Origin of the sequence: Sphingomonas sanxanigenens DSM 19645 = NX02, assembly GCF_000512205.2 — a bacterium.
Classification (GTDB): Bacteria; Pseudomonadota; Alphaproteobacteria; order Sphingomonadales; family Sphingomonadaceae; genus Sphingomonas_D; species Sphingomonas_D sanxanigenens.
On the sequence record NZ_CP006644.1, the window covers coordinates 215,927 to 228,524 of the forward strand.

Annotated in this window: 13 protein-coding genes; 9 read left to right on the forward strand and 4 right to left on the reverse strand. The window is 64.7% G+C overall.

Annotated elements, in window-relative coordinates; genetic code table 11:
* Positions 1-11: 11 nt before the first annotated feature.
* Complete coding sequence (locus NX02_RS01045) at positions 12-923, reverse strand: LysR family transcriptional regulator (RefSeq protein WP_025290363.1); 912 nt, start codon at positions 921-923, stop codon at positions 12-14.
* A gap of 96 nt (positions 924-1,019) precedes the next feature.
* Here NX02_RS01045 and NX02_RS01050 point away from each other — a divergent pair, with 96 nt between their 5' ends.
* Positions 1,020-1,349 (forward strand): nuclear transport factor 2 family protein, encoded by a 330-nt coding sequence (locus NX02_RS01050; protein ID WP_025290364.1) that lies wholly within the window; start codon positions 1,020-1,022, stop codon positions 1,347-1,349.
* The gene (locus NX02_RS01055) at positions 1,346-2,134 is read left to right on the forward strand and encodes an SDR family oxidoreductase (RefSeq protein WP_025290365.1); all 789 of its coding nucleotides are present in this window, start codon (positions 1,346-1,348) and stop codon (positions 2,132-2,134) included. The genes NX02_RS01050 and NX02_RS01055 overlap by 4 nt, the downstream gene beginning before the upstream one ends.
* Before the next feature lie 380 nt (positions 2,135-2,514).
* Here the strand turns inward: NX02_RS01055 and NX02_RS01065 are convergent, their stop codons facing one another.
* The gene (locus tag NX02_RS01065) at positions 2,515-3,159 is read right to left on the reverse strand and encodes a CPBP family intramembrane glutamic endopeptidase (RefSeq protein WP_084717573.1); all 645 of its coding nucleotides are present in this window, start codon (positions 3,157-3,159) and stop codon (positions 2,515-2,517) included.
* Between the two features lie 251 nt (positions 3,160-3,410).
* On the opposite strand from NX02_RS01065, the gene NX02_RS01070 reads away from it, so the two are divergent.
* Both NX02_RS01070 and NX02_RS31135 read left to right on the forward strand, forming a co-directional pair.
* On the forward strand, positions 3,411-3,947 hold the full coding sequence (locus NX02_RS01070) for a DUF2975 domain-containing protein (protein WP_084717574.1): 537 nt from the start codon (positions 3,411-3,413) through the stop codon (positions 3,945-3,947).
* Positions 3,947-4,177, forward strand: coding sequence for a helix-turn-helix domain-containing protein (locus tag NX02_RS31135; protein WP_084717575.1), 231 nt, complete (start codon positions 3,947-3,949; stop codon positions 4,175-4,177). The genes NX02_RS01070 and NX02_RS31135 overlap by 1 nt, the downstream gene beginning before the upstream one ends.
* 170 nt (positions 4,178-4,347) lie before the next feature.
* On the opposite strand, the gene NX02_RS01075 is transcribed toward NX02_RS31135, so the two are convergent.
* A complete protein-coding gene (locus NX02_RS01075) occupies positions 4,348-5,730 on the reverse strand; it encodes an FAD-binding oxidoreductase (protein WP_025290369.1) in 1,383 nt (460 codons plus the stop codon).
* A 66-nt stretch (positions 5,731-5,796) separates the two neighbouring features.
* Entirely contained in the window at positions 5,797-6,918 is a 1,122-nt protein-coding gene (locus tag NX02_RS01080; RefSeq protein WP_025290370.1) for an alpha/beta hydrolase family protein, read from the reverse strand.
* A gap of 171 nt (positions 6,919-7,089) precedes the next feature.
* Here NX02_RS01080 and NX02_RS01085 point away from each other — a divergent pair, with 171 nt between their 5' ends.
* The 5 genes from NX02_RS01085 (at position 7,090) to NX02_RS01105 (ending at position 12,441) form a co-directional block, all read left to right on the forward strand.
* Positions 7,090-7,695 (forward strand): hypothetical protein, encoded by a 606-nt coding sequence (locus NX02_RS01085; RefSeq protein WP_047099713.1) that lies wholly within the window; start codon positions 7,090-7,092, stop codon positions 7,693-7,695.
* 20 nt (positions 7,696-7,715) lie between these two features.
* A complete protein-coding gene (locus NX02_RS01090; RefSeq protein WP_025290371.1) occupies positions 7,716-9,299 on the forward strand; it encodes a GMC oxidoreductase in 1,584 nt (527 codons plus the stop codon).
* Between the two features lie 13 nt (positions 9,300-9,312).
* Positions 9,313-11,187, forward strand: coding sequence for a hypothetical protein (locus NX02_RS01095; protein WP_158013852.1), 1,875 nt, complete (start codon positions 9,313-9,315; stop codon positions 11,185-11,187).
* 98 nt (positions 11,188-11,285) lie between these two features.
* Positions 11,286-11,750, forward strand: coding sequence for an Rrf2 family transcriptional regulator (locus NX02_RS01100; protein ID WP_025290373.1), 465 nt, complete (start codon positions 11,286-11,288; stop codon positions 11,748-11,750).
* Positions 11,743-12,441 carry a class I SAM-dependent methyltransferase gene (locus NX02_RS01105; protein WP_025290374.1) on the forward strand — a complete coding sequence of 233 codons (699 nt, stop codon included), beginning with the start codon at positions 11,743-11,745 and terminating at the stop codon, positions 12,439-12,441. Before NX02_RS01100 ends, NX02_RS01105 begins: the two co-directional genes overlap by 8 nt.
* The last annotated feature ends 157 nt before the right edge of the window (positions 12,442-12,598 follow it).

Sequence of the window (12,598 nt, forward strand, 5' to 3'; positions counted from 1 at the left end):
CACCGGCGGGCTCAAGGCTGTGCGAGGCGTCCGGCGGCGAAGTCGCGCGCGAGCGCGATAAAGGCCTGGAAGGCCGCGGAGGAATTGCGCCGATTGGAATAATAGAGGCACAGCGGCACGAGCGGCGGCGTCCAGTCTTCGAGAATGCGCACGAGCCGTCCCGCCGCGATGTCGTCGCGCACATCGGTTTCCATGAAATAGCCGATCCCCACGCCGCTCGTTACCGCGATCCGGGCCAGGGAGGCTTCGTCGAGGGTCATCGGCCCCTCGACGTCGAGCTGCAATTCTTCGCCGTCTTTCTCGAACCGCCATCGAAACAATGCGCCATTGGGAAGCCGCACGCGGACGCAGGGGTAAGTGAGCAGTTCCTGCGGCACTTGAGGGATAGCCCTGCTTTCGAAAAAGGCGGGGGATGCGGCAACCGCCATGCGTCGCTGCTGGCCGAGCGGTATGGCGATCGCGTCGCTGGGCACCAGATCCGCGCTGCGCACGCCCAGATCGAAGCCCGCCGCCACGACGTCGACAAGCCGCCCCTCGGTGACGAGGTCGATATGAACCTGCGGATAGCGGTGCAGATAGCTCAGGACCAACGGCGCCATGATCTCGCGTGCAGCCGTCGCGAAGGCATTGATGCGCAACGTGCCGGACGGCGTCTCCTGCTGGGAGCGCGCGGTATTCATCGCTTTCTGGATGTCTTCGAGCGCCGGCTTGATCTGCGCGACGAAGATCCGCCCAGCATAGGTGAGCGAGACGCTGCGTGTGGTGCGATTGAACAACCGCACGGCAAGCTCCCGCTCGAGCTTTCCCACCGCGTTGCTGATGGCGGTGGTCGACATGCCGAGGTCGAGCGCCGCCGCCCGAAACGAGCCGCACCGAACGATGGCGAGAACCGCCTCGAGCTCGATCAGCGAATGGCGCGTCATTGTCCCGATCTCCGTGACAGCCCATGTCGATTTGTCTCGATTATCAGGCGAAAAGTCCATCGCTAAATAGGCCTCGTCACCGTCGAGGAGATGAACATGTCAATGGATCTACCCAAGCCGATCGCCGACTATGTCGAGGCAAACGCCCGTCTCGATATCGACGCTATGTTGAAGCCGTTCCTGCGCGACGCCGTCTTCATCGACAACGGCAAGCACTTCGAGGGACAGGCGGCGATCCGCCGGCTGTTCGAGGAAGAAGTGATCCCGGTAAAGGCCATCTTCATGCCCGATACCGTTCGAGAAGAAGGCGGCAATGTCGTGGTCGAAGGTCCCGCCCATGGTGACTTCCCGGGTAGCCCGCTTCGCTTCACCTATCGCTTCACACTGGCGGACGGCGCCATCAAGACGCTGGAGACCACGGTATGAGCATCAAGGCCGATCCCGCCGAGTTCGCCGGCAAGCGCGTGCTCGTCAGCGGTGGCACCAAGGGTCTGGGCCGCGCCACGGTCGAGCGCTTCCTGGCCGGCGGAGCCCGTGTCGTCACCGCCGCCCGCACGATCAAGGATCCGATAGAGGGTGTCGAATATGTACAGGCGGACTTGACGACCGCGGAGGGCGGCGAAGCGCTGGCGAAGGCGGCGCTCGATCGGCTGGGCGGCATCGACATCCTCGCCCATGTCATCGGCGGTTCGGCTTCGCCGGCGGGCGGCTTCGCCGCGCTGACCGATGACCATTGGCTCGCCGAGCTGAACCTCAACCTGCTGGCGACGGTCCGGCTCGATCGACTGCTGATCCCGCAGATGCTCGAGCGGGGCAGGGGCATCGTGGTGCACATCACCTCGATCCAGTCCGTTCTGCCGCTTCCCGAGTCCACGACCGGCTATGCCGCTGCCAAGGCAGCGCTGCGGACCTACAGCAAGTCGATCTCGAAGGAGCTCGGTCCCAAGGGCGTGCGGGTCAACGCCGTCTCGCCCGGCTGGATCATGACGGAATCCACCGGAGACTTTCTCGAAATGCTCCGGCGCGCGAACGGCGGCACGATCGAGGACGCGCGTCAGTCCGTGCTTGATGCCTTGGGCGGGATCTCGATCGGGCGCGGCGCCGAACCCGAAGAGGTGGCCGACCTTATCGCCTATCTCGCCTCAGACCGGGCCGCCGCGATCCATGGCGCCGAGTTCGTGATCGACGGCGGGACCATCCAAACCGTGTGAGGACGCCGCCCGGCGGGCTGGATGCGAATAAAGCTGACGCATGCCAGCCCGAACCGGCCTGACGTTTTCACCCCGCGCGGGCCGGCCGCCCGGGATGATCCGATGCCCTTCCCAAGGATCTTGGGCAATGACGGCGCCGGGCTGCTCGAAGATGGAACGCCCGTCGCGATCTGTCCGGCGACAGGGGCGGACAGCTGGGAGAGAGATGAAACGATCGACCCGCACTGGCACGTCCCGAGCGAGCGTGTGCCTGGGACGATGGCGGATTGTTTCGCCGTTCCCAGGCGCAACGCGGCGCCCCTCCCTGCAGGTCTTTCGGCGCTCAACGCATCGCTGCTCGGTCATGCCCGGCTCACGGCCTATCGAAAAGGCAAGGCGACCTAGATAGCGGACCAGCCCAAATAGAGCATTCCGATACCGAAACTGTCGACCAGCGCATGGGCCACGATTAACGCCCATAGGTTCCGGCCGCTGCGGAACCAGGCCCAACTGAAAATCGCCCCGACCAGACCGGTCGTGATGATGCCCGCCAAGCCCTGCATGGAATGCGCCAGACCGAACAGGGTGCTGCTCACCAGGATGCTGCACCATTGCGCTTGATTGCTCGAACCGAAGATTTCGGTCAGCTGACGCAAAAGAAATCCTCGAAAGAGAATCTCCTCACCCACCGCGGCGCTGACGAGGGCAAATCCGAGGAGTTGGAGCGCCAATTGGGCATTGCCTTTGAGCGCGCCATAGCCACTCAGATCGGCGTGGACGCCAAGCAACCAGTTGATTATCGGCGCCACCACTATTGATGATGAAATCACGCCGACCGCAATCGAAATGGCCCAGACCATGGTCGAACGGAGGGGGTGCCGGCCCAGTCCGACAGGCTGCAGCGACCTTGCCTCGAGAACTGTCCAGATCAATGCTGCACCGGCGAGCATAATCACGCGGTACGGGATCGTAACAGGAATAAAGAGAGTGCCAAAAATCAGCGCGATGATCGCCAACCGGACTGGTGTTTTTTGGAGATAAGCCATGCTGATAATTTCCTGCTTGCCGGTGCTCGCACGCCACTGATCTCCGCCCTCGTGCGTCCGGGCGAATCATTATCGATGCCGCCGCCGCACCTTTTGAATGCGAGCGTCGGAAGAGGACGTCGCGCAGCGAAAGGAATCTTGATCACTCGTTTGCGGCGGATGGAGACCGTGACGGATACCCATTGCGCCTCATGCCGATCGCATATAAATTTCTATATTGCGATGTCAAGTTTCTGTAGGACAGAAATTATATGCCTTCTGGCAATAACGAAAAATTGGCGAAGTCGGCCACATTGGGCCTTTTCCTGTGCTGGATCGCAACGGCCGTGGCGCTCGCGGGCGGCGTGGTGACCATCGTCGGAAGCTTTGACGTCAATGTCGGACAAACGAGATTGCTGATCCGTTTCAATGAACTTTACGTGCCAGAATATGCCTCGCGAACCGGCGCGCTTTCCTATTTCGCTTTTTCGTACGCCCTTTGGCGCCTCTCAGCATTCTTGCGCCTGTCGCGTGCAGGCCAGGTGTTCGCGGCGGACACGACGGCGCATTTGCGTGCTTTTGGCCGCTGGCTTCTCATAGCAGCCACTGCAGCGGCCGTGCTGCCGCTGCTGGCTATGGCGATACACCAGTTCGCCTTCCTGCCACCCGGCGCGCGGTATGTGCCACCGATACGAATGCCTTTGTTCAATGGCATCTTCGTCATTGCCGTCGCGACGTTGGTGATGACGATCAGCCGGGTCATCGACGAGGGCAGGCGGTTTCGCGAAGAACTGGAAGAGATAGTCTGATGGCTATTCTTGTTCGGCTCGACGTGATGCTGGCACGTCGCAAGGCTCGCTCCAAGGATCTGGCCGCGTTCGTCGGTATAACCGAAGCGAATTTGTCTCTGTTGAAGCAGGGGCGCGTCAAAGGTGTGAGATTCGACACGTTAGAGAAGATATGTGAGTTTCTAGAATGCCAGCCGGGTGATCTTCTTGAATGGGATGGACGTAAAGCGTCAGGAAATAATGAAGAATAAATCCTGATTATGATCTAAGCCATGAAATCGTAGATGATATTAGGCTTTGGCTGGGAAAGTGATTCAGCCTCCTCCTGCAGGAGAAGGCTGAATGCTGCGGCTGTTTCTCGTCGTCGGTCGAGCAGCGGGCGAAAGCACGCAGCGCGACAAACCGGTCGCATTCCCGTCCCTCATGTCCACGGCATATCCGCGCTGTAGTGGACCGAGTTCGGGTCCACCTTCGCGCGGATGTCGGCGTTCTTGCTGGTCTTGGTGTGCATGTAGCGGAAGCCGCCCTGCGCGATGCACAGCGCGTCGATGTCGGCGACGAGCGCCGTCAGCAGTTCGGGGGTCAGGCCGGGGCGGATGCCCAGGTAGAGCATCAGTTCGCAGAACGGCTGGGCCTCGCCGCCCGAAAGCCAGGCGGATTTGATCGCCTTCACATAGAAGGAGATGAAGGCGAAGGCGTCATGGTCGCGGCGGAAGCGGTCGAGGATGGCGTGGAGGCCGCGGAACAGCGCCTCGTAGCGGTCCATCGGCGCCAGCACGATCAGCATGCGCAGCGGATCGCCCTCGCTGCTGTCGATGATGCGGTCGCTGAACGTCTCGACATTCTTCAGTGTCGCATATTTCGGGCTGTAGATGATGCCGAGCATGCCCAGCACTTTCAGCACCTTTTCCAGCCACGCGGCGGAGCGGCCGGCGCGGTCTCCGATCCAGTGGAGATAGCCGTAGTGCACCCTGTCGACGAAGCGCGCCCAGCTCGACTGCTCGGTTGCATGATAAGATGAGAACTGGCCGAGGGTCAGCATGCGCTTGCCGATCGGATATTCCAGCCACACGCCGCGCTCCATCACCGCGTCGCCGGGATCGGCGATGATCTTGCCCGAATGCGCGATGAACCTGGTCATGTCCCGGGTGATGACGCGCCGGTTGTGGACGAGCTCCACCCACTTGTCGACGCGCTGCAGGTCCAGCGTCATCGTCGCGATCACGCCCAGCCGGCCGCACGAACCCAGCACGCGGTTGAGCCCTGCGGGGTCGGTCGCCTTGTCGTAATGCACGACCGCGCCCTCCCAGGTGACGAGGTCGAGCGCCAGCACCGTATCGAGGAACAGGCCGAAGCGGTGCGAGGCGGGGCTGATGCCGCCGACCGAGGCGAAGCCGCCCGCGGTGATATGGTTGTGATCGCCGATGATCTTGAGGCCGAGATGATGCTTGGCCAGTTCTTCGTCCAGGTCGGCAAGCACCGTGCCGGACCGGATCGTCACCTGCGCATTGGGTTCGTCGAGCGCGACGATGCCCGTCATCATCTGGGTGCCGATCACCGCGCCGCGATCGTTCAGCACGAGGTCGTTGGAGGAATGGCCCTTGCTGCGGATCGTCGGCCGCTGGCCCAGCAGGTGCGTTTCCGTGAGCACCGCGACCAGATCCTCGGTCGTCTCGGGCAGGTAGATCTTCAGCGGCCGGATGGGCCTGGTCGCGCGGTCGCCGATCCGGCCCCAGTCATAGCCGAAACTGTCGATGCTGTCGTGATCGAAGCCCTCATGGCTGGTAAAGCGATAGGCCTGCATGATCCTCTCCCCCGCTTGTCGTTTTCGTCGGTTCCGTCGGCTGCGGCTTCCGCCGCCGGCGCGGCGTCAGGCTGCCTGGATCTGGTCCTCGCTCCACGAATGGCGGCGGATGAAATCGAGCATCGCCGGGAACACGTCCTGCGCGACGTCCTTGCCCATGAACACGTCCTGATGGCCGTAGCCGTCATAGATCTTGAGCTCGTGCAGTCCCGGCGTGATCTTTTCGAGCATCTCGTGGCAGACGATATTGCTGTTGGCGAACACATGATTGTCGCGGCCGGTGGTGAACAGCACCGGCGTGGTCACTTCGGCGGCGCGGGAGAGATAATCGTCCGGCAGCCGCTTCAGGCTCGGGTCGGACGGATCGAGCTTCACCGCATGGCCATGCTTCACCATCTTGTTGACGTGGCGATAATATTGCGGGGAAGTCGGCCCGTAGAGGTCGCCGCCGCGCTCGTGCGTCACGTCCAGCAGATTGGCGTGCGAATAGAGCGCGGGCCGGCCCGTCCCCCACATGAAGCTCAGCATGTGGCAGGCCTTGTTGTCGCATTCCGGGTGGAACAGGTCGACGACCTTGCTGACCAGCTTGCCCGGCGTCAGCCCGCGTTCCTCGCCCCAGTTGGGCGCCAGATAGGGCTCGTTGATGATGTAATCCATCAGGAAGGGCGCCATCTTGAGCTTCAGCCTGGACCAGCCCGGCACGCGCGGCGCGAGCCCCGCGCTGTTGGCGATCGCGCTGGTCACGCCGGTGATGGCGCCGCCGAACAGCCCCAGGCAGAAGGAAACCGCGCCCAGGCAATGGGTGATGACGTGGATGCGCACGTCCGCCCCCGAAATCTCGCGGATCCTGGCCAGCGCCGGCGGGAAATCGAACAGCGCGATATGGTCCATCGTGTAGCGATGGCGGGTGAGGTTGTAGGGGTGGCGGTTGCTCATCCGGTAATCGAAGCACCACACGTCCGGATAACCGTTGGCGTGAAGATAGCGGACGAGATTTTCATGTTCCGGCATGATGAACATGTCGGATGAGGTGGTCAGCCCATGGACGATCATCACCACATCGCGCGCCGGCGCCTTGTTGAAGCGCAACAGGCTGAGCCCCAGCATGTCCTCGGTGGCGATATAGTGCGTCGATGTCTCGCAGTCCGGTACGCCTGCAAGCGTAAACAGCGGAATTATTCGCGTCATGACCAATGTCCCTAAAACGCGGAGCCCCTTGCGCAAGTCGGAGGCATGACCGGCATGGGTAACAAAACTTGTTGACTTGGAACAGATCAAATTACGGTGGAAGATGAATTTGCCTTGAATGCCAGTTGGATTCGTGATGATCTGGACACTGGATTTGGGCGGGGTGCGTCGATGGCAGGGATTCGCTTCAACGAAGCGATGACGGGCGGTTTCGTGCTTGGAGAGACTGATCCCGAAGCGGGACGTCGGCAGGGCGAACGAACCGGCAGCGCGCTGACGATGCACGCCCAGGTCGCGATCGACGATATCGATCTGTTCCTTTCCGATCCGGGGCACAACGGCACGCTGGGCGGCACGCTCGACGTGCCGGGCTGGGGGCAGGGGATCGCCGCCACCGCCGGGGTCTTCCGCCTGTTCAGCCCGTCCGGCCAGCCCAGGCTCAAGCTGATGGTCTATGAACTGGCGTTCGCGCATGGCGGACGGCCCTATTACCTGGCCGGCCGCAAGGAGGTGCGCGACGATCCGGGGTTCGACCTGTGGCGGGACACCACCACCTTGTTCACCCGGCTGCACGAAGGGGTAGACGCGGGCGGGACGGTGGTGGGTGCCGGCACCCTCGCCCTTGGCGTCGCCGATCTGGTGCGGCTGATGTCGACGATGCGCGCGACCGGGGCGGCCGATGCCGCGGCGGCGGCGGCGGTGCTGGCGCGCTTCGGCAGGATGTTCCTCGGCGAACTGTGGGACAGTTACGGCCCGCACGGCCGGAGCGGGGGCTGACGCCGCGATGGGCCATCGCGATGGACTGTGACACGATCGTCATCGGCAGCGGCTTCGGCGGCGCGGTGGCGGCGGCGCGGCTGGCCGAGGCGGGTGAACGGGTGATCGTGCTGGAGCGCGGCCGGCGCTGGTCCACCGCCAACTATCCCCGCACCATGGCGGACGAATGGCTGTGGAGCCAGGACGATCCGGTGAAGCGCAACGGCTGGCTGGACCTGCGCGTGTTCCGCAACATGGCGGTGGCGCAGGGCGCCGCGGTGGGCGGCGGATCGCATATCTATGCCAACATCTCGGCGGTGCCGGCCGCATCGACCTTCGATGCCGGCTGGCCGCCCGAAATCGGCTTCGCCGATCTCGCGCCGCATTACGCCACGGTGGGCGCGGTGATGGAGGTGCAGCAGGTGCCGGACAACCAGTGGCCGGCGCGGATGAAGATGATGAAGGAGGGGGCGGAGGCGATCGGCGCGGGTGCGCGCTTCCGCAAGCTCGATCTGGCGGTGCGCTTCGACCCCGAATGGAGCTATGACGCGCCCGGCGCGATGACGGTCGCGCGCAGCCGCCGTTCGCTCAACCGGCATGGCGTGGAGCAGGGCACCTGCGTCCATATCGGCAATTGCGACATCGGCTGCGACGCCGATGCCAAGAACACGCTCGACAAGAATTATCTCGTCATCGCCGAGGCGCATGGCGCCGACATCCGTCCGCTGCATCTGGTCACCTCGATCGAGCCGCTGGGGCGCAAGGGCGCGGACGGCTGGCGCGTCCATTTCGACCGGATCGAGGGGGAGCGCCGCGGCGGCAGCGTGACCGCAAAGCGCGTCGTGCTGGCGGCGGGATCGCTCAACTCCACCGAACTGCTGTTGCGGTGCCGCGATGTCCACAAGACCCTGCCTGCGCTCAGCGCGTTCGTGGGGCGCAACTGGTCGAGCAACGGCGATTTCCTGACGCCGGCCTTCTACCCCGGGCGCGCGCTCCATCCGCATCGCGGGCCGACCATCACCAGCGCGATCGACTTTCTCGACGGATCGGTGGACGGCCAATCCTTCTGGATCGAGGATGGCGGCCTGCCGGATCTGATCAAGGGGTGGATCGAGGCGGCGGACACGTCGCACAAGGAGGTCGCGCGCTTCCTGGCCGTGATGCGCAAGGCGATGGCGGCGCATGGCCCGATCGACTGCATGATGCCCTGGTTCGCCCAAGGCGTGGACGCAGCCGATGGCATACTCAGCCTCAGGCGGCGCTGGTGGCTGTTCGGCCCGAAGCGGCTGACGTTGACGTGGAACATCGCGAAGTCGCGCAAGCTGATGGATACGATCGTCGACATGCATGAGCGGCTGTCGCGCGCGACCGGCGGCACGCCGGTGGTGCCGCCGAGCTGGTCGGTCGCGCGCTACCTCGTAACGCCGCATCCGCTGGGCGGCGCGAACATGGGCACGTCCCGCAAGGCCGGCGTGGTCGATCATATCGGCCGGGTGTTCGGCTATGAAGGGCTGATGGTGCTCGATGGCGCGATCGTGCCGGAAGCGGTGGGGGTGAACCCCTCCCGCACCATCGCCGCGCTGGCGGAGCGCGCGATCGCGTTGCTTGCGAAGGGCGTGGCATGAGGAGGGCGGGACGATGAGGCGCAAGCGGGCGATGACGGGCTGGTACGATCCGGCGCAGCTCGCGCAGACCGGCATCCGCGTCGCCATCTCCACCGTGTTCGGCCAGTTCGCCGACAAGCGCGAGGCGCTCGCCGCCGCCAACGCGATCGCGCCGCAGCCGTTCGACGAGAGCTTCGACTATAAGGGCAAGGGGGCGGACGGTTTCTGGCTCGATTTCGTCGCCGACACCGGCGATGGCTGGAACTCCACCTATGCGATCGCCCGCCTGCTCAGCGCGAAGAGCCTGACATTCGACGGTGTGGAACTGCCGCGCGGGCAAGTGCTCATGATGGGCGGCGATCAGGTCTATCCCACCGCCAGCCGCGCCGAATATGAGGATCGCCTGCTCGCCCCCTTCGAGGCCGCCCAGCAGGCCGAGGCGAAGGCGAACGGCTGGCCGGAGGAAAAGGCCCGGCCGGACCTCTATGCGATCCCCGGCAATCATGACTGGTATGATGGGCTCAACGCCTTTTTCGGCCTGTTCTGCCGCCGCCGCATCGCGATTCCCGGCACGATCGGTCAGGCGCGGCCCGGTCGCGCCATCGCGGGCTGGGAAACGCACCAGACGCGCAGCTATTTCGCGCTGCAACTGCCCGGCGGCTGGTGGCTGTGGGGCATCGACAGCCAGCTCGAGGGCTATATCGACCAGCCCCAGATCGAATATTTCCGGCATGCCGCGCGCTATTGGATGCCCAAGGGCTCGAAACTTATCCTCTGCGTCGGCACGCCCAGCTGGCAATATGTCGACGAGGCCGACCCCGATCCCGGTTTCGCGAGCTTCTCCTATCTCGAGCGGTTGGCCGGGGCGGAGCGCGACGACAAGGGCGACCCGATGGGGCATCAACTGCGCCTCGTGCTGACCGGCGACAGCCACCATTATGTCCGCTTCGTCGAGGGGGACCGCCACTATGTCACCTGCGGCGGCGGCGGCGCCTTCCTCCACCCCACACAGCAGGTGACGGACAAGAATTTCACCTCGGAGTTCCCGCCGCCAGGCGTACAGCATCGGCGCAACAATCCGCGATCGCAGCGCAGCTTCGAAGTCGCGCAGTCCGCGGATGGCACACCCGCAGTCTATCCCGCCGCCGCGACGTCGCGGCTGCTGACCTTCTGGAACCTGCTGTTCGCGGTCAAGAACTGGAAGTTCCCGCTGCTGCTCACGCCCGCCTATGCGCTGTTCATCTCGATTCTCGATTTCAACGCGCGGCTGGACCAGAAGGTAGGGCTCGGCGATGCACTCCTGCGCGGCGGCAGCCTATGGCGTGCCGTGGAATTATACTGGCAGTTTGTCATTGCGTCGCCGCTTGCGCCGCTGCTGCTCGGCGTAACGCTGGTGGGCTATCACTTCTTCGCCGACGTGAAGAGCGGGCTGGGCCGTTTCGCCGCTGGAGCGGTGCATGCAGCGGCGAGCGCGGCAGCGGTGACGGTGACGACCTGTGCGCTCGCCCGGGCCACTTCTTCGATCTGGCCTGAAAAGGTGACGACACTGATCAGTTTCGCCCAGCAGATCGGGCTGATCGCCGGCATCGGCTTTGCATCCGCTGTGGTCTCCGCGACGGTCTTCGGTATCTATCTGCTTGTGATGCTGCTGCTGTTCGGTCGCCACGCGAACGAGGCGTTCTCGTCGATCGGTCATCGCGGCTACAAGGGCTTCCTGCGGATGCGCATCGACGCCGACGGCGCGCTCACCCTCTATCCGATCGGGCTGACCAACGTACCGCGGGACCGGGGCGAGACTCCGCGCAATCCGCCGCTGTCACCGCATCTGATCGAGGCGCCGATCCGGATCGCCGCCGCCGCGCCGGCCGTCAGTCCCGCGCCAGCGCCGCCACCCGTGGATAGCGCCTAGCCATCGCCAGCGCGTAGCCGAGGTCGAATACCGTCGGGCTCGCTGCCCGGCGTCGATCCGGCTTGCACCTTATCGAATCATGTAATAGTGATAGTTGCATGAGTCGCGACAGTCGTCTTTCGGGCGTGCTCCACGTCCTGCTCCACATGGCGGAGCATCGCGGGCCGGTGACCTCCGAGGCGCTGGCGCGGGTGATGCGCACCAACCCCGTGGTGATCCGGCGGGTGATGGCTGGGCTGCGGCAACAGGGCTATGTCCAGTCCGGCAAGGGGCATGGCGGCGGCTGGACCATCGCGCGCGACCTCGCCACGATCACGCTTCGCGACATCTATGAGGGCATCGGCTCTCCGCCCCTTTTCGCCATCGGCAACCGCAGCAACCATCCCGACTGCGCGGTCGAGCAGGCGGTAAACGGCGCGTTGGGCGCCAGTCTGGACGAAGCCGAGCGGCAATTGCTCGCGTCGTTCGGCACCGTCACGCTGGCGGACCTCAGCACCCATTTTCACGATCGCCTGGCGCAACATGTGCCGGGCGCCTGCCCGGAGCCCGATCATCATGGCTGATGCTGCCCAGGAACCGTTCCTGAAGAATTTCTCCGATCCGGACGCGGTGGCGCGTTATGAGGATGGGCCGCGACGCTTCGTGCCCGGCCTCGAGGCGCTGCACCGGATGACCGGGCTGCTGCTGGCGGAACGCATGCCCGCCGATGCGCGCGTGCTGGTGCTGGGCGCGGGCGGCGGCCAGGAATTGCGGGCGATGGCGGATGCCCATCCGGGCTGGACCTTCGTCGGCGTCGATCCGGCGGCGGAGATGTTGCGGCTGGCCGGGCGCGTGCTGGGCCCGCACCGCGAGCGGGTGGAGTTGGTGGAAGGCTATATCGACGACGCCCCCGCGGGGCCGTTCGATGGCGCAACCTGCCTCCTGACGTTGCATTTCCTCGATGCGGCCGAGCGCGAACGCACCGTCCGGGCGATCCATGACCGGCTTCGTCCCGGCGCGCCGTTCGTCGCCGCGCATGCCAGCTTCCCGCAGGCCGCCGCGGAGCGGGACGTCTGGCTCGACCGTTATGCCAACTATCCGATCGCGATGGGCGCCGATCCCGACCAGGTGAACGGCGCCCGCGCGGCGGTGGCCGCCAGTCTGCACAGCTTCGATCCGGAAACGGACGAAGCCATCATCCGCGCCGGCGGCTTCGCCGACGTTCGCCTGTTCTTCACGGCCTTCACCTGGCGCGGCTGGATCGCTCACGCCTGACCGGGACAGGCCGCTCACCTGTCGGGGACCGTCCGCGATTGCGGTAGCGGCGACGACGATGTGATCAGCCTATCTCAGCGACCTCGAACTCGACCTCGACAGCTACGGCACCCGCCATGTCGTTCGCGGCCGGCGGTTGCCAGACACCACCCGGCCG